The 17,322-nt window shown below is 63.8% G+C and carries 17 protein-coding genes; 12 read left to right on the top strand and 5 right to left on the bottom strand.

What is annotated here, in order from left to right:
• The first annotated feature begins 18 nt into the window (after positions 1-18).
• On the top strand, positions 19-786 hold the full coding sequence (locus NKJ04_RS01075; protein WP_352672936.1) for a class II aldolase and adducin N-terminal domain-containing protein: 768 nt from the start codon (positions 19-21) through the stop codon (positions 784-786).
• 5 nt (positions 787-791) lie between these two features.
• Here the strand turns inward: NKJ04_RS01075 and NKJ04_RS01080 are convergent, their stop codons facing one another.
• Positions 792-1,424, bottom strand: coding sequence for an HAD family hydrolase (locus NKJ04_RS01080; RefSeq protein WP_352553099.1), 633 nt, complete (start codon positions 1,422-1,424; stop codon positions 792-794).
• Positions 1,425-1,683: 259 nt separating this feature from the next.
• Here NKJ04_RS01080 and NKJ04_RS01085 point away from each other — a divergent pair, with 259 nt between their 5' ends.
• On the top strand, positions 1,684-2,643 hold the full coding sequence (locus tag NKJ04_RS01085; protein ID WP_023810701.1) for a sugar-binding transcriptional regulator: 960 nt from the start codon (positions 1,684-1,686) through the stop codon (positions 2,641-2,643).
• A 37-nt stretch (positions 2,644-2,680) separates the two neighbouring features.
• Here the strand turns inward: NKJ04_RS01085 and NKJ04_RS01090 are convergent, their stop codons facing one another.
• The gene (locus tag NKJ04_RS01090) at positions 2,681-2,866 is read right to left on the bottom strand and encodes a hypothetical protein (RefSeq protein WP_023810702.1); all 186 of its coding nucleotides are present in this window, start codon (positions 2,864-2,866) and stop codon (positions 2,681-2,683) included.
• 110 nt (positions 2,867-2,976) lie between these two features.
• On the opposite strand from NKJ04_RS01090, the gene gcvA reads away from it, so the two are divergent.
• The 10 genes from gcvA to NKJ04_RS01140 all read left to right on the top strand — a co-directional run bounded on the left by gcvA (position 2,977) and on the right by NKJ04_RS01140 (position 14,564).
• A complete protein-coding gene (gene gcvA / locus NKJ04_RS01095; protein WP_023810703.1) occupies positions 2,977-3,882 on the top strand; it encodes a transcriptional regulator GcvA in 906 nt (301 codons plus the stop codon).
• Positions 3,883-4,106: 224 nt separating this feature from the next.
• On the top strand, positions 4,107-5,417 hold the full coding sequence (locus NKJ04_RS01100) for an ABC transporter substrate-binding protein (protein ID WP_352553100.1): 1,311 nt from the start codon (positions 4,107-4,109) through the stop codon (positions 5,415-5,417).
• Positions 5,418-5,540: 123 nt separating this feature from the next.
• Positions 5,541-6,413: a carbohydrate ABC transporter permease gene (locus tag NKJ04_RS01105; RefSeq protein WP_013528414.1), complete on the top strand. Its 873-nt coding sequence runs from the start codon at positions 5,541-5,543 to the stop codon at positions 6,411-6,413.
• 11 nt (positions 6,414-6,424) lie between these two features.
• The gene (locus NKJ04_RS01110; RefSeq protein ID WP_352553102.1) at positions 6,425-7,249 is read left to right on the top strand and encodes a carbohydrate ABC transporter permease; all 825 of its coding nucleotides are present in this window, start codon (positions 6,425-6,427) and stop codon (positions 7,247-7,249) included.
• Positions 7,250-7,318: 69 nt separating this feature from the next.
• A complete protein-coding gene (locus NKJ04_RS01115; RefSeq protein ID WP_352553104.1) occupies positions 7,319-8,317 on the top strand; it encodes an ABC transporter ATP-binding protein in 999 nt (332 codons plus the stop codon).
• A 2-nt stretch (positions 8,318-8,319) separates the two neighbouring features.
• Complete coding sequence (locus tag NKJ04_RS01120; RefSeq protein WP_352673211.1) at positions 8,320-9,090, top strand: L-iditol 2-dehydrogenase; 771 nt, start codon at positions 8,320-8,322, stop codon at positions 9,088-9,090.
• Positions 9,091-9,233: 143 nt separating this feature from the next.
• Positions 9,234-10,712, top strand: coding sequence for a mannitol dehydrogenase family protein (locus NKJ04_RS01125; protein ID WP_352672943.1), 1,479 nt, complete (start codon positions 9,234-9,236; stop codon positions 10,710-10,712).
• Positions 10,713-10,727: 15 nt separating this feature from the next.
• The gene (locus tag NKJ04_RS01130; protein WP_352672946.1) at positions 10,728-11,411 is read left to right on the top strand and encodes an HAD family hydrolase; all 684 of its coding nucleotides are present in this window, start codon (positions 10,728-10,730) and stop codon (positions 11,409-11,411) included.
• Positions 11,408-12,994 (top strand): FGGY-family carbohydrate kinase, encoded by a 1,587-nt coding sequence (locus NKJ04_RS01135; protein ID WP_352672949.1) that lies wholly within the window; start codon positions 11,408-11,410, stop codon positions 12,992-12,994. The genes NKJ04_RS01130 and NKJ04_RS01135 overlap by 4 nt, the downstream gene beginning before the upstream one ends.
• Before the next feature lie 166 nt (positions 12,995-13,160).
• On the top strand, positions 13,161-14,564 hold the full coding sequence (locus tag NKJ04_RS01140) for an MATE family efflux transporter (RefSeq protein WP_352672952.1): 1,404 nt from the start codon (positions 13,161-13,163) through the stop codon (positions 14,562-14,564).
• 86 nt (positions 14,565-14,650) lie between these two features.
• Here the strand turns inward: NKJ04_RS01140 and NKJ04_RS01145 are convergent, their stop codons facing one another.
• From NKJ04_RS01145 to NKJ04_RS01155, 3 genes are all read right to left on the bottom strand, one after another.
• Positions 14,651-15,232, bottom strand: a complete 582-nt coding sequence (locus NKJ04_RS01145) for a cupin domain-containing protein (protein ID WP_023810712.1) — start codon at positions 15,230-15,232, stop codon at positions 14,651-14,653.
• A gap of 1 nt (position 15,233) precedes the next feature.
• Positions 15,234-16,490, bottom strand: coding sequence for a cysteine desulfurase-like protein (locus tag NKJ04_RS01150; protein ID WP_352672954.1), 1,257 nt, complete (start codon positions 16,488-16,490; stop codon positions 15,234-15,236).
• Between the two features lie 71 nt (positions 16,491-16,561).
• Positions 16,562-17,320 (bottom strand): cyclase family protein, encoded by a 759-nt coding sequence (locus NKJ04_RS01155; RefSeq protein ID WP_023810714.1) that lies wholly within the window; start codon positions 17,318-17,320, stop codon positions 16,562-16,564.
• Positions 17,321-17,322: the final 2 nt, after the last annotated feature.

A 17,322-nucleotide genomic window follows, 5' to 3' on the forward strand; every position in this document is an offset into this window, starting at 1 on the left:
TAAACCGGAGGATTTTCGATGAGCATCGCCCGCCTGCAAAAGGAAACGCTGACCAACCTGCCCTTCTACGAGGAGCGCGTCGATCTCGCCTGCGCCTTTCGCTGGACGGCGCGGCTCAACATGCACGAGGCTGTGGCCAATCATTTCTCGCTGGCCGTAAATGATGGCGGCACACAATTCCTGATGAACCCCAACCAGGTGCATTTCTCGCGCATCAAGGCGAGCGACCTTTTGATGATCGATGCCAACGATCCAGAAACGCTCTCCGGCCCCAATGCGCCCGACCCGACGGCGTGGGGGCTGCATGGCGCCATCCATCGCAATGTGCGCCACGCGCGCTGCGTCATGCATGTGCACTCGATCCACGCCACGGTGCTGGCATCGCTCGCTGACTCGACACTGCCGCCGATCGACCAGAATTCGGCGATGTTCTTCAATCGCCATGTCGTGGACGCGCATTATGGCGGGCTGGCCTTCGAGGAGGAGGGCGAGCGCTGCTCGCAGCTTCTCGTAGATCCCAAGGTCAAGGTGATGGTGATGGGCAATCACGGCGTGCTGGTCATCGGCGACACGGTCGCCGATGCCTTCAACCGCATGTTCTATTTCGAACGCGCCGCCGAGACCTACATCAAGGCGCTGTGGACCGGCCGCCCGCTGCGCACGTTGTCAGATGCGATCGCCGAGAAGGCCGCGAGCGAGATGGACGACTATCCCGGCCAGGCCGAACGCCATCTCAGCGAGTTGAAGGCGATCCTCGACGAGCACGAACCGGCCTACCGGAACTGATTGCCTTACAGGCCTAGTTCTGCCCGGAGCTGATCGGCGCTGTTGATGACGACAGCGCCGGGCGGGCCCTCCATCGGCTTTTCCGGCCAGAAGATAGTCTTCATGCCCGCCGCCAGTCCCGCCATGGCGCCCGGCCAGCTGTCGTCGATCGCCACGGCGTGCGCGGGGTCGACATCGGCCAGATACGCGGCGCGCAGGAACGGCTCGGCATGCGGCTTGCCTTCGCGCACATCGTTGCGGCTGATCGTCTTCATGCCGGGGTAGATCAGGCCGACCATGCTCAGATTGGCGTCGACGATCATCCGGTCCGAATTCGAGACCACGGCCTGCTGGATGCCTCTTGCACGCAGCTCGTTGAAGATCTCGATCGCGCCGGGGCGCGGCTTCAGCCCCTCGACCAACGGCAGATAATGCTCGTATTTGCGCACGATCCAGTCGTCGAAAGGCAGGTCCAGGCCGAACTCGTCGCGCATCATCTCGTAGACCGGCCAGGCGGCAACGCCGAGCACGCGCTCATGCAGATCGTCCGGCGGGACAAGGCCGACATTGCGCATCGCCGCCATCAGGGCTGCTTCATGCAGCGGTTCGCTGTCGACCAGCGTGCCGTCCATGTCCCAGAAAACCGCTTTCGGCATCATGTGAGGCTCCTTTTTGCCATCCCTTAAAGGGTTTGAGCCGGGAGATAAACCTTCGGAGCGCAAGAACCTGCCGCCTGCCGGGACCGCGGCCAAGTCTCTTTGGCGACAGAGACTTCGTGGGAGAAGAAAAACTGGGCCGTGCTTATGTCGATGAACAGCAAGCAATTGCTCCCGAGATTGACAATTGCGCAGTTGGCCGTTCCCTGCGAAAGTGGGGCATGGGCCGCTCTCACAACCGGCGGTCTCGGGAGGCAGGACTTTGAATAGCCGGCAGGATGGTGGCAGCAACAGGCTGGACGATGCGGCGCGCGCCGGCTGGCTTTATTATGTTGCCGGCAACACACAGGACCAGATCGCTTCGACGCTCGGCATTTCGCGGCAGACGGCGCAGCGGCTGGTATCGCTGGCGGTGTCGGAGGGCTTGATCAAGGTTCGCGTCGACCATCCGATCGCCAACTGTCTCGATCTGGCGGCACGGCTGAGATCGCGCTTTGCGCTCGATCTGGTCGAGGTGGTGCCGAGCGACCCCAATTCGTCCTCGACCACGATCGGCATCGCCGAGGCGGCTGCCGCCGAGATCGAGCGGCGGTTGCGGTCTCCGACCCCGATCGTCATGGCGATCGGCACCGGTCGCACGCTAAAGGCGGCGATCGAGCAGCTGCCGCCAATGGAATGCCCGCAGCACAAGGTGGTGTCGTTGACCGGCAACATCTCGCCGGACGGCTCGGCCGCCTTCTACAACGTCATCTTCACCATGGCCGACAGGGTCAAGGCGCGCTCCTTCCCGATGCCGCTGCCGGTCATCGCCTCGTCGCCGGAGGAGCGCGAGATGCTGCTCAACCAGCCGATGATCCAGCCGACGCTGGCGCTGGCGGCGGAAGCCGACGTCACCTTCATCGGCATCGGCGATCTCGGCCCCAAGGCGCCGCTCTACGAAGACGGCTTCATTTCGGAGAGCGAATTGAAGGCGCTGCAGAAGGCCGGCGGCATCGCGGAGATCGTCGGCTGGGTGTTCGATAGGGAGGGCCGCATGATCGAGGGCATCACCAACGACCGGGTGTCGTCGGCTTCGCTACCGTCACGCGAGAAATCGCTGGTCATCGCACTGGCCATGGGCGAACGAAAGCTGCCAGGCATCCTAGCGGCCGCGAACCGGCGGCTGATCAACGGCCTCATCACCGATGAACGGACCGCCGCCGCCCTGCTGGCTGGCATCTGACCGGACCCACAACCGGTTTGCGATAAGGCCAACCGCACTAGCCGTGCCGCCCGAAAGGGTCGTTGCCATCGAGAAACCCGAGATCGCGCTGCAGATGCGGCGACAGGTCCCTGATATCGAGATGTGCCCGTTTTTTGGTCGCGAACCAGCCGAATCCATCCGTCAGCCACGAAAACCAGCGGTGATCCGGTGCGGGAGTGCATTTTTGCTGCGCCATGGTCATGATCGTCAACCTTCGCTATCCTGGACCCGAATGACGGGTTGACTGGGAATGTCGGTCTTGCCGGCGGTCTTTGCCAATCGAACATCGATCATGATCCATAAGGAGGCCTTATGCCGGACCTCGGCTCGCGACAGGTTTCGCCACTCCCGCCGCTGCAGGCGATCCGGGTGTTCGACGCGGTGGCGCGGCATCTTTCCTTCACCAAGGCCGCCGGCGAACTCGCCATGACGCAAGCGGCGGTCAGCTATCAGATCAAGGTGCTGGAGGAGCGTGTCGGCGCGCCGCTGTTCCTACGCCGGCCGCGGCAGATCGTGTTAACCGAGGCCGGGCAGCGCCTGGCACCTGCGGTCAGCGAGGCCTTCGCCATCCTTGGCCAGGCCTATGCCGCGGTGCGTGGCGGGGCCGACGGCTTGCTGTGCGTCACGACGGTGCTGACATTCGCCTCGAACTGGCTCGCGCACCGGCTGGGGTCGTTCCAGATCGCCCATCCGTCGCTGGCGGTGCGGCTCGAAACGTCGAGCCGCCTGACCGACTTTGCCCGCGAGGATACCGATATTGCCATCCGCTCGGGCGGCGGCAAATGGCCGGGCCTGGAAGCGCACAAGCTGCTCGATGCCGACTTCACGCCGATGCTGAGCCCGAAACTCGCGGCGACCATCGGCGGCGTCAGGGAACCGGCCGACCTCTTGCGGCTGCCTATCCTCGATCCCGGCGACATCTGGTGGACGGAATGGTTCTCGGCTGCTGGCGTGCACTCGCACGATCTTGCCAAGCGGCCCGGCAGCAGCATGGGCGCGCAGGCCTATGAGGCCAATGCGGCGATCGCCGGTCATGGCGTCGCGATCCTGACCAGGGCGCTGTTCAAGGCGGAACTCGCGGACGGGCGCCTGATCCAACCTTTCGATCTGGTTGGCGACGACGGCCATGCCTATTGGCTGGTCTATCCCGAGGCGCGCCGCAACGTGCCGAAGATCCGTGCCTTCCGCGACTGGCTGCTGGCCGAGATCGCCTGCTGACCGGCAAGCTTCCGGGCTGCACCTGGTTCTCGCAGATGTATCCGCCGTTGCCTCACTGTATGCGGCCGGGACGATCCGCGCCCTGGCAATTTCGCTCGTCCCGGCCTGCGGTGTCGCCCAAGTGCTGCGCTGCAGCATCGAATCCGGCTTGACATAATTCACGTCAAGTGAGTAATTGCCCAAAGCCAAGGCAAATGCTCATCTTGGTTCAAGGGAGGAATTTGATGAAACTTCGCACGCTCACCCTGGGCTTGTTGACGGCCAGCACGCTTGCGTTCGCCGCACATGCCGAATCCATCACCATCGCCACCGTCAACAATGGCGATATGGTCCGCATGCAAAAGCTGACCGAGGACTTCACCAAGGCGAACCCCGACATCCAGCTCAACTGGGTTACGCTCGAAGAAAACGTGCTGCGCGAGCGCGTCACCACCGACATCGCCACCAAGGGCGGCCAGTACGACGTGATGACCATCGGCACCTATGAGGTTCCGATCTGGGCCAAGCAGAGCTGGCTGCTGCCGCTCGACAAGCTCGGCGACGACTACGACGCCAAGGATATCATCCCGGCCATCGCCGGCGGCCTTTCGGTCGACGGCAAGCTCTATGCCGCGCCCTTCTACGGCGAAAGCTCCTTCGTCATGTACCGCAAGGACCTGATCGAGAAGGCCGGACTGAAGATGCCCGACGCGCCCACCTGGGACTTCATCAGGCAGGCTGCCGACAAGATGACCGATCGCGCCAATGGCGTGAACGGCGTGTGCCTGCGCGGCAAGGCCGGCTGGGGCGAGAACATGGCTTTCCTGACCGCCATGTCGAACTCCTTCGGGGCGCGCTGGTTCGACGAGAACTGGAAGCCGCAGTTCGATCAGCCGGAATGGAAGAACACGCTGCAGTTCTATGTCGACCTGATGAAGGCCGACGGCCCCGAGGGTGCTTCCTCCAACGGCTTCAACGAAAACCTGGCGCTGTTCCAGCAGGGCAAATGCGGCATGTGGATCGACGCCACCGTCGCTGCGTCCTTCGTCTCCGATCCCAAGGCATCGCAGGTCGCTGACAAGGTTGGATATGCGCTGGCACCCGACAATGGCCTGGGCAAGCGCGGCAATTGGCTGTGGGCATGGTCGCTGGCGATCCCCGCCGGCACGCAGAAGGCCGATGCCGCCCAGAAATTCGTCACCTGGGCGACCAGCAAGCATTATGCGGAACTCGTCGCTTCGAAGGAAGGCTGGGCCAACGTTCCTCCGGGCACGCGCTCCTCGCTCTACGCCAATGCCGAATACCAGAAGGCGGCTCCGTTCGCCAAGATGACGCTGGACTCCATCAACGCCGCCGATCCGACGCATCCGACCGTCAAGCCGGTGCCCTATGTCGGCGTGCAGTTCGTCGCCATCCCTGAGTTCCAGGGTCTTGGCACCACTGTCGGCCAGCTCTTCTCGGCGGCTCTTGCCGGCCAGTCGAGTGTCGACGATGCCCTGAAGCAGGCCCAGGACGCTGCCACCGCGGCAATGACCGAAGGCGGATACATCAAGTAAGGCTCCTCCCGGTGCCGAATGCCGGTCGCCTCCTGACCGGCAACGGCCGCCCGAATTCCCAGTTCGGGCGGCCGCCTTTAACGCCTTTTGAAAATTCCGTCTGACCAGTGAAGGGTGACCGTCATGGCTACTCAGCAGACCCGTTCGCTTGCCCGTTTCATGATGGCGCCATCCGTGGTGCTGCTGTTCGTCTGGATGATTGTGCCGCTGGTCATCACCATCTGGTTCTCCTTCCAGCAGTACAACCCGCTCAATCCGATCCGCGACGGCTTCGTCGGCTTCTCGAACTACGCGCTGTTCTATTCCAACCCGGCCTTCCTGCAATCGATCCTCAACACGCTCACCTTGGTGGTCAGCGTGCTCCTGATCACGGTGATCGGCGGCATCCTTCTGGCGCTGCTGATCGACCAGCCGATGTGGGGCCAGGGCATCGTGCGCATTCTCGTCATCTCACCGTTCTTCGTCATGCCGCCGGTGGCCGCACTGGTCTGGAAGAACATGATCATGCACCCGCAATACGGGGTGTTCGCCGATATAGCCCGCTTCTTCGGGGCCCAGCCGATCGACTGGTTCGGGCAGCATCCGATGCTGGCGATCATCATCATCGTCGCCTGGCAATGGCTGCCTTTCGCGACGCTCATTCTCTTGACCGCGTTGCAGTCGCTCGACGGTGAGCAGAAGGAAGCCGCCGAGATGGACGGCGCCGGCTTCATCAGCCGCTTCATCTATCTGACGCTGCCGCACATGTCGCGCGCCATCACGGTCGTCATCCTGATCCAGACGATCTTCCTCCTCTCCGTCTATGCCGAGATCCTCGTCACCACCAATGGCGGCCCGGGATACGCCTCCACCAACCTGCCCTTCCTCGTCTACCAGAAGGCGTTGCTGGAGTTCAAAATCGGCCAGGCATCCGCCGGCGGCGTGATCGCCGTCATTCTCGCTAACATCGTTGCCTTCTTCGCCATGCGCGCGGTCGGCAAGAACCTGGACAAGTAAGGGAGGCTACGATGGCACGCTCAGTCACCACCCAGCACAAGACGATTGCGACAATTGCCGCCTGGATCGTCGCCCTGCTGATCTTCTTCCCGATCCTCTACACGATCATCACCTCGTTCAAGTCGGAGCAGGAAGCCATCCAGGGCTTCAGCATCATCCCGTCGGGAACGTTCGAGAGCTATGCCGAGGTTCAGGCGCAAAGCGGCTACTTCAAGTTCTTCTTCAACTCGGTTCTGCTCTCGGTCGGCTCGACCATCCTGGCCCTGCTGGTCGCCATACCGGCGGCATGGTCGATGGCCTTCTCGCCGACCAAGCGGACCAAGGACATCTTGATGTGGATGCTGTCCACCAAGATGATGCCCGCGGTCGCGGTGCTGTTCCCGATCTACTTGATCTTCCGCGATACCGGACTGCTCGACAGCCGCATCGGCCTGATGATCATGCTGATGCTGATCAACCTGCCGATCGTGGTGTGGATGCTCTACACTTACTTCCGCGAAATACCGGGCGAGATCCTGGAAGCGGCGCGCATGGACGGCGCCTCGCTGTGGAACGAGATCGTCTATGTGCTGACGCCGATGGCGGTGCCGGGCATCGCCTCGACGATGCTGCTCAACATCATCCTGGCCTGGAACGAGGCGTTCTGGACAATCCGGCTGACGACGACGGAAGCCGCACCGCTGACCGCCTTCATCAGCTCGTTCTCCAGCCCGCAAGGCCTGTTCTGGGCCAAGCTTTCGGCCGCCTCGACACTGGCCATCGCGCCGATCCTGATCATGGGCTGGTTCAGCCAGAAGCAGCTGGTGCGCGGCCTGACATTTGGTGCGGTCAAATAATTGGTGGTGCGGTGAAGTAACGGAATTGCCCGAAGCAATCGGCAGAAATAACCCCTCGGGGAGGAAATCATGGGAAACATCACGCTCAAGAACGTCTCCAAATCCTTCGGAGCGACGTCCATCATCCCCGGTCTCGACCTGGTGATCGAGAATGGCGAGTTCGTCGTCTTCGTCGGCCCGTCGGGTTGCGGCAAGTCAACGCTGCTGCGGCTGATCGCCGGGCTTGAGGATACCAGCGGCGGCTCCATCAACATCGACGGCCGCGACGTCACCGGCGAGGCACCGGCCAAGCGCAAGCTGGCCATGGTGTTCCAGTCCTATGCGCTCTATCCGCACATGACGGTGGCCAAGAACATCGGCTTCCCGCTGAAGATGGCCGGCGAGGACAAGGCGACGATCGACAGGAAGGTGGGAGACGCGGCGCGCGTGCTCAACTTGACCAACTATCTCGAACGCCGGCCCGGCCAGCTTTCCGGCGGCCAGCGCCAGCGCGTCGCCATCGGCCGCGCCATCGTGCGTCAGCCGACCGCCTTCCTGTTCGACGAACCGCTGTCCAACCTCGATGCGGCACTGCGCGGCACGATGCGGCTGGAGATCAGCGAGCTGCACCATCAGCTCAAGACGACCATGATCTACGTTACCCACGATCAGGTCGAAGCCATGACCATGGCCGACAAGATCGTCGTGCTGAACGCCGGCAACATCGAGCAGGTCGGCTCGCCGATGGAGCTCTACAAGACGCCGAAGAACCTGTTCGTCGCCGGCTTCATCGGCTCGCCGAAGATGAATCTGATAGAAGGCGCGCCGGCTGCCAAAAACGGCGCCAAGACCATCGGCATCCGTCCCGAGCATCTGGAGATCTCGACCACGGCGGGCGAATGGAAAGCCACTGTCGGCGTCGCCGAACATCTCGGCTCCGACACCTTCCTGCACGTCCAGTCCGATGGCGTCGGTCCGCTGACGGTGCGCGCCGACGGCGAACTCGCCGTCCGTCACGGCGACACCATCTATCTGACAGCGGACAAGGCCAAGCTGCACCGCTTCGGCGCCGACGGAAAGGCGATGTGAGCATGAGACTGGCCGGCAAATCCGCGCTGATCACGGGTTCGGCCCGCGGCATCGGCAGAGCCTTCGCCGAAGCCTATGCCGGCGAAGGCGCAACCGTCGCCATCGCCGACATCAATCTCGAAGCGGCGCAGAAGACAGCCGCCGAGATCGGCGGCAAGGCCTATGCGGTCAAGCTCGACGTCACCGACCTCGCCTCGATCAAAGCGGCGGTGAAAGCCGTCGAGACGAAGACCGGTGGCCTGGATATCCTGATCAACAACGCCGCCCTGTTCGACCTGGCGCCGATCGTCGAGATCACCAAGGCAAGCTACGACAAATTGTTTTCCGTCAATGTCGCCGGCACGCTGTTCATGCTGCAGGCTGCCGCCCGCTCGATGATCGCCGCTGGCCGGGGCGGCAGGATCATCAACATGGCCAGCCAGGCCGGACGCCGCGGCGAGGCGCTGGTCGGCGTCTACTGCGCCACCAAGGCCGCCGTCATCTCGCTGACACAGTCAGCGGGGCTCGACCTGATCAAGCACCGCATCAACGTCAACGCGATTGCCCCTGGCGTCGTCGACGGCGAGCACTGGGATCACGTCGATTCGCTGTTCGCCAGACATGAGAACCGGCCGAGGGGCGAGAAGAAGAAACTGGTCGGCGAGGCGGTGCCCTATGGCCGCATGGGCACGGCGCAGGACCTTACCGGCATGGCGGTGTTTCTCGCCAGCAGCGACGCCGAATACATCGTCGCCCAGACCTACAATGTCGATGGCGGCCAGTGGATGAGTTGAGGGCGGGGGACGGCCCCTGCTCCCCGTCCCTCCGCGGGGAGCAGAGGCCGACATCGGAGGCCGCGCAGCAAGTGCCCCCTTATCCTCTCCCCGACCGGGAGAGGGCGTAACGAAGGCCGTAGCCCGGCCAAAGGGTAAAACAGATGACCGTGAAACTCTCGTCTTCTAACCTCTCCAAGCTGCCGGCCAACGTCGCAGGTCCGAAGTATGACCGCGCGACGCTGAAGGCCGGGATCGTGCATTTCGGCGTCGGCAATTTTCACCGCTCGCACCAAGCCGTCTATCTCGACGATCTGTTCAATGCGGGCATCGGCCATGACTGGGCTCTGATCGGCGCCGGCGTGTTCGACGGTGAAAAGATCGGTCGCGGCAAACTGGAAGAGCAGGATTGGCTGACCACCGTGGTCGAGCAGGACAGCGGCCATATGAGCGCACGCGTCACCGGCGCCATGATCGACTTCCTGATGCCCGGCGATGCGGCCGGCATCGTCGAACGGCTTGCCGACCCGGCGATCAAGATCGTTTCGCTGACCATCACCGAAGGCGGTTATTTCATCGATCCGGCCTCCGGCGTGTTCAACCCGACCCACCCCGACATCGTCGCCGATGCGCAGCCCGGCGCGACGCCGAAGACGGTGTTCGGCATCATCCTTGCCGGGCTGGTGCGGCGGCGCGACGAGGGCACCGTGCCGTTCACGGTGATGTCGTGCGACAACATTCCTCACAATGGCCATGTCACCTCCGACGGCGTCATCGGCCTGGCCCGCCTGATAGACGAGGACCTGGCGAACTGGCTCAGCGAGCATGTCGCCTTTCCGAACGGCATGGTCGATCGCATCACGCCGGCGACCACCGATCGCGAACGCGGCATCCTGGCCAAGGATTTTGGCCTTGAGGACAACTGGCCGGTGTTCTGCGAGCCGTTCCGGCAGTGGGTGCTGGAGGACCATTTCACCGGCGGCCGGCCGCCACTGGAAAAGGTCGGCGTGCAGTTCGTCAAAGACGTTGCGCCCTACGAATTGATGAAGATCCGCATCCTCAATGGCGGCCACGCCACCATCGCTTATCCGGCCGGGCTGATGGACATCCATTTCGTCCATGAGGCGATGCAGGAGCCGCTGGTGAGCGGGTTTCTGGCCAAGCTCGAACGGGACGAAATCATCCCGACCGTGCCGCCGGTGCCGGACACGGTCCTGGAAGACTATTACCAGCTCATCGAGAGCCGCTTCTCCAATCCCAAGATCGGCGACACGGTGCGCCGGCTCTGCCTCGACGGCTCCAACCGCCAGCCGAAATTCATCATCCCGACCATCGCCGACCGGCTGAAGGCCGGGAAAAGCGTCGTCGGCCTGGCGCTGGAATCAGCGCTCTGGTGCCGCTATTGCTTCGGTACGACCGACAGCGGTGCCGTCATCGAGCCCAACGATCCGAGCTGGGACCGGCTGCAAGCGACGGCAAAGGCGGCAAAGGATGCTCCCGCCGCCTGGCTCGCCATGGAGGACATCTATGGCGATGTCGGCCGCGCGACGGCGTTTGTCGAGGCCTTTGCCCATGCGCTCAACGTGCTGTGGGCGAATGGCGCGCGCGCGACGCTGACGCGCTACCTCGCCGGCAAGCTCTGAGAGCCATTCTCCATCATGACGCCTGAGCTGGTCATCTTCGACTGCGATGGCGTGCTGGTCGACAGCGAGGCGCTCTCCGTCTCGGCGCTGCTTGGCATGGTCAAACTTGCCGGCGGCAGCGTCAGTGAGGACGCCGCCTACGAGCATTTCCTCGGCAAGAGCATGAAAAGCGTGCGCGAGATCCTCGGCCGCGACTTCGGGCTCGATATCACCGACCTGCACCTGACCGAGATGCGCGTCGAATTGATGCGCAAATTCCGCGAGGAGCTGAAGCCGATCGCCGGCGTCAGGAAGATGCTGCCCAAGCTTGGGCTGCCGTACTGTGTCGCGTCCTCAGGCACGCTCGACCGCATCCGCTACGCGCTCGACGTCACCGGATTGCTTGGGCTGATGGAGCCGCATCTGTTCAGTGCCACCATGGTGGCCAAGGGAAAGCCGGCGCCAGATCTGTTCCTGCATGCCGCCGCCAGCATGCGGGCCCATCCGCGCAAATGCCTCGTCATCGAGGACAGCCCGGCCGGCATCGCTGCTGCGCGGGCGGCAGGGATGCGCGTGCTCGCCTTCACCGGCGGATCGCATGCCGGCAATCCCGCCTTTAAAGCGCGGCTTGCGTCGAGTGAACCGGACTTTATATTCGCTGACATGCTGCAATTGCCCGATCTGATTGCAGGCTTGGGAGCGAGAGACAGAGCATCTTGACGAAACAGTTCGTTTGCGCGGTCGATGTCGGCACCGGGAGCGCTCGCGCGGGCATTCTCGACACCAGTGGCACCTTGCTCGGCCGCGCCGAGCGGCCGATCGCCATGAACCAGCCGAAGCCCGATCACGCCGAGCATGATTCGCGCGATATCTGGTCGGCCGTCTGCACCGCCGTGCGCGCTGCCCGCGAAAAAGCCGGTGTCGAGCCTGAGGACATTGTCGGCATCTCCTTCGATGCCACCTGTTCGCTGGTGGTGCGCGACCGGCAAGGCAGCCAGCTCAGCGTCTCGGTCACGGGCGACAAGCGCTGGGACACCGTCGTCTGGCTCGACCACCGCGCCATCGCCGAGGCCGACGAATGCACGGCAAGCGGCCACGCCGTGCTGAATTACATCGGCGGCGTCATGTCGCCGGAAATGGCGACGCCGAAGCTGATGTGGCTGAAGCGCAATTTGCCGCAGACGTGGAATGAAGCCGGCTATTTATTCGACCTGACCGATTTCCTGACCTGGCAAGCGACGGGTTCGCTGGCCCGCTCGCAATGCACGCTGACCGCCAAATGGACCTATCTGGCACATGAGGACACAGGCTGGCGGCGCGATTTCTTCGAACTCGTCGGCCTCGGCGATCTTTTCGAGCACGGCAACCTGCCGGAGAGGGCCAGCCCGGTCGGCACCGATATCGGCCGATTGACGGCGCAAGCGGCGGCCGAGCTTGGGCTGAGCGAGAAATGCCGGGTGGGCTCCGGGGTCATCGATGCCTATGCCGGCGCGCTTGGCGTGCTCGGCGGCTTTGCCGACGACGAACAGGATATCAGCCGGCATTTGGCGCTGATCGCCGGCACGTCGAGCTGCGTCATGGCGATGTCACCGGATCCGCAGCCTTTCGCCGGCGTCTGGGGGCCGTATTACGGCGCGGCGCTGCCCAGGCTGTGGCTGTCGGAAGGCGGCCAGTCGGCGACCGGCGCCCTGCTCGACCACATCATCCGCTGGCACGGCGCCGGCGGCGAGCCGGATGCCGCCATGCATGCGAAGATCGCCAGGCGTGTCGCCGAGCTGCGCGCCACCGAGGGCGACAGCCTCGCCGCAAGGCTGCATGTGCTGCCCGATTTTCATGGCAACCGCTCACCGCTCGCCGATCCGCATGCCGTCGGCGTCGTCAGCGGGCTGACGCTGGACTCGTCCTTCGACAGCCTGTGCAAGCTCTACTGGCGCACCGCCGTCGGCATCGCGCTCGGCGTGCGCCACGTGCTGGAGGCGCTGAACGAGAACGGCTACCTGATCGACACGCTGCACGTCACCGGCGGCCACACCAAGAACCCGCTGCTGATGGAACTCTACGCCGACGCCACCGGCTGCACGGTGATCGAGCCGCTGGCCGACGAGGCGGTGCTGCTCGGCACCGGCATGATCGCCGCCACCGCTGCCGGGCTGTTTCCCGACCTCAACGCCGCCTGTCTTGCCATGCAGCAAGGCGGAGGGACGCGCCCGTCGAACCCGAAATCATCAGGGCGTTTCGAGCGCGACTACAAGGTTTTCCTCGAGATGCACCGCCAGCGCCGGATGCTGGACGCGATCCGCTAGAGCATCGGGCCGGTCGCTGGCTCAATCCGTTCCCGTCCCTCCTCTCTTGCCTTCATGTCGCGTTTCGTCCAGAAGCTGACGCAAACGCGGCGAAACCGAAGGTTTTGCCGTTTGACATGCGGCTTCCGGCTCTGGCCGACGTGCCGTAGCTGGAAAGAGCGGAACAATGTCTGCGATCGAAGCCGGCGCTCGCGCGCCGGAAAATCTTTGGCGTCAGGAAATCAGGGCGACGCTGGCGCTCGCCTGGCCGATGGTGCTGACCAATCTCGGCCAGACCGCGATGACGGCCACCGACGTCATGATGATGGGTCGTCTGGGCCCGGATACGCTGGCCAGCGGCGCGCTTGGCGCCAACCTTTATTTCATGCCGCTGATCTTCGGCCTCGGCCTGATGCTGGCGACCTCGCCGATGATCGCTACCGAGCTCGGCCGCCGCCGCTATTCGGTGCGCGACCTGCGCCGCACCGTGCGCCAGGGCCTGTGGCTGGCGATCCTGATCTCGATCCCGATCTGGCTCGTGCTTTGGCACGGCGAGGGCATTCTATTGGCCATGGGCCAGGACCCGGTTCTGGCCCATCAGGCCGGCATCTATCTGCGCTGGCTCGAATGGGCGGTGCTGCCCTTCTACTTCTATATCGTGCTGCGCTCGTTCATCTCGGCGCTGGAACGGCCGGGCTGGGCGCTGGTCATCGTCTTCGTCGCCGTCGCCTGCAACGTCTTCTTCAACTGGGTGTTCATGTTCGGCAATCTCGGCGTGCCGGCAATGGGCATTGCCGGGTCGGGCCTTGCCACCTCGCTGTCCTCAGCGCTGATGTTCATCGGCATGGCTGCCGTGGTGATGCTGGAGAAGAAGTTCCGCCGCTACCGTCTGTTCGGCCGTTTCTGGCGCGCCGACTGGCCGCGCTTCAAGGGCCTGTTGCGGCTCGGCCTGCCGATTGCCGGCATCCTCGCCTTCGAGGTGACGATCTTCAATGCGGCGGCCCTGCTGATGGGCCTGATCGACGCGGATTCCCTGGCCGCGCACGCGATCGCCATCCAGATCGCCTCGATCTCCTTCATGGTGCCGCTCGGCCTCAACCAGGCGGTGACGGTGCGCGTCGGCCTTGCGCACGGCGCCGGCGATCCGGAAGGCGTCTCGCGCGCCGGCTGGACCGCCTTTGTCATCGGCGTCTCGTTCATGGCGATGATGGGGCTGGTGATGATCCTGTGGCCGCATCCGCTGATCAGCGCCTTCATCGATCTGGGCAATCCGGCCAATGCCAGGGTGATCGAACTTGCCGTGTCGTTCCTGGTCTTCGCGGCGCTGTTCCAGGTCTTCGACGGCGCCCAGGCGGTGGCCGCCGGCATGCTGCGCGGCCTGCATGACACCAAGGTGCCGATGATCTATGCCGCGATCGGCTATTGGGGCGTCGGCCTGCCGCTCGGCGTGCTGCTCGCCTTCCATTTCGGCCTGCATGGCGTCGGCATCTGGATCGGCCTGTCGACGGGGCTGGCGGTGGTGGCCGCGCTGCTGCTGGCGCGCTGGCTGCGGCGCGACCGGTTGGCGCCGCCGCTCGCGTTCGGGCATTGAAACAGAACGGCCGATGGCCCGGCGGCTGTTGTCCTGTGGGCGTTGGCTCATTGAACAACGCCTTCACAACTCCGCGATAGAGGCGGTCAGAATGTCGGCGGCGTGTTGACCCAGAGGATACGGACCGTGGTCGAACCGATATTGCGGTAGCCGTGGCCGAGTTCGGAGTTGAAATAAAACGCGTCGCCTGCCTCGAGCGCCACCACGTTCGTCTCGACCAGCAACTCGACGGAACCTTCGAGCACGTAGCCGAATTCCTGTCCCTTGTGGCTGATCAACTCGAGGCTGCCGCCGCCGGCCTCGATCACGTGGACATTGATCTGCAGCAGATATTCCGGACCGGATGGCACCAATTGCTCGAGCACGACATGGTTGCCCGAGCGCCGATGTCCCGTCTCCATGTGCGGACGCTCGTTTTGCCGCAACACGAACACTTCCGAGGCATTGTGCTGCAGCGTGCCGAACATAGCGTTCATGTTGATGCCCAGCGCCTGCACCAGCCGGTGCAGAGCCGCCATCGAGGGCGTCGCGCGGTCGTTTTCGATCTTCGAGAGATAACCCTCTGTCAGCCCGATGCGGGCGCCGAGCTCTTCCAGGCTGAGGCCAAGCACCTGTCTGGCATGGCGCAGCTTGACGCCGATCCTCGGGGTTCCGTTTCTGTCGCGCATGTCAGGTCCGCGTCTTCATCCAGTCCGCCAGCTTCGCCAACAGAAAATCGACTTCCGCCTCGGTGTTATAATGGGCCAGCCCGATGCGGACGACGCCGTTGCGGTCCGCAAGCCCCAGCCGCTTGATTGGCTCCAAACCGTAATTGTGGCCATGCCAGAGATAGATGCCTTCCTTTGCCATCGCCTTGGCGATATCGGCGGGATCGGTTCCGTCAACGGTGATCGACACGGTAGGCACCCGGCGCGCCAGCGCCGCCACATCGGTTATACCCTGGACCAAGACGCCATCAATTCTGGACAATCCGGCAATCAGCCGTGCTGTCAGGACACGCTCATAACGGTCGGCGACTTCAATGCCGGCGACGATGCGCTCGCGCCGCGTCGCCTGCGGGTGGACGTTGCCGAAGGACTGTCCGAGCCAGGCATAGTGCTCGACGGCGCCAAGCACCCCGGCAAGCGCCTCGCGGCTTGTCGTCCCCGTCTCGAATTTTCCAGGTGGCGTGTTCGAAGCCGCGCGCACCTTGTAGGCGGTCAGCGCCTGCAGCAGATCGAACCGGCCCCACAACACCCCGTGATGCGGTCCGAAAAATTTGTAGGCCGAGCAAACCAGGAAATCACAGCCAATCTCCTGGACGTCGATCACTCCATGCGGCGCGAACTGCACCGCGTCGATATAGCTCAGCGCCCCGACCGCGCGTGCGCGCTGCGCGATCCGCTTCACGTCGTTGATCGTGCCGGTAACGTTGCTGGCATAGCCGAGGGCGACCAGCTTGACCTCCTCGTCGATAGTGGCCTCCAGCGTCGACAGGTCGAGTTCGAACGTTTTTGGATCGAGGTCGATCCAGCGTACCTCAAGCCCGCGATCCTCCGCCAGCATCAGCCAGGGTGCGACGTTGGCGTCATGATCCATGCGCGTCAACACGATGGCGTCGCCGGCTTTCAGATCGCGGCCGATGGCGCGCGAGACGGCGAAAGTCAGCGTCGTCATGTTCTGGCCGAACACCACCTCACGCCGGTCCGCGGCATTGAAGAAATCGGCCATCGCCTGATGCGCGTCGTCGACCATCGCCTGGGCCGCGAGTGAGGTTTCGAAATAGCCACCAAGATTGGCGTTGGTCTCGATCATGGCACGCGTCATGCGCTCGATCGAACGGCTCGCCATCTGGGTTCCCGCGGGATTGTCGAAGAAAATCCGCTTCTTCGGCTCGGCACCTCTCGCCATCGCCGGAAAAGCATCGCGGACTGTGTCTATATCCATGTCTGAATTCCGTGTGTCTGGTGATCGTTGTGTGGCGGCCCCTAGACGCCGCCAGCTGCGGTTTCACGCGTTCAGCCGGCCGCTTCATGGATGGCGACAGCGCGAGCCGGGAAGCCGGATCCGGCCTTTGGCTTTGGCCAGCTTGCCATTATCAACGCGCCGGCGTCAGGCACCTTGTCGAGATTGGCCAGGAGCTCGATCTGCCAGCAGTCGCGGGACAGCACATAGTATTCCAGGCTTGCGTCACCCGCGGAAGTGGCGCGGCCGGGATCGGTGTCCATGCCCTCGTGCCCGATGGCAGCGACACCGCGGCGTTCCAAAAGTTCCTCCAGCACCGGCTTCGACCAGCCCGGCGCATGCGAGATACCGTCGGCCGACTTGTTCTGAAACGCCACGGGGTCTGGCCAGCGCGGCCACCACCCGGTGCGAAGCGCGACAAAACACTTTTCCGGGATACGGCCGTTCCGTGTCTCCCAGGCGGAAATGTCGTCGAGCGTCGGCGTCGCGTCGGGATCGGCGGCGACCCTGTCGCTGATGTCGAGGATGACCAACGGCAGAAGCATCTCCGCCACCGACAGTTGGTCGATCGAGCGGCCGCCGTCGATGAAGTGCACCGGCGGATCGACATGGGTGCCCCACTGTCCGACGAAGGCGTAGTGGTGGACCTGGAAGGCGTCGCCCTTCGAAAAATCGAGCAACGCACGGCGCTCCTCGTCCGGGAAGGCCGGGAAGTGCGGCTGGCCCGGATGAAACGCATGCGTCAGGTCGGTGAAGGTCGCGGCGGAGAGCCGCGACCTGTAGATGTCCCAAAGGGAACCCGGAGTGGACAAGA

Source organism: Mesorhizobium sp. M0618, assembly GCF_040320765.1.
In the GTDB taxonomy this organism is placed as follows: Bacteria; Pseudomonadota; Alphaproteobacteria; order Rhizobiales; family Rhizobiaceae; genus Mesorhizobium.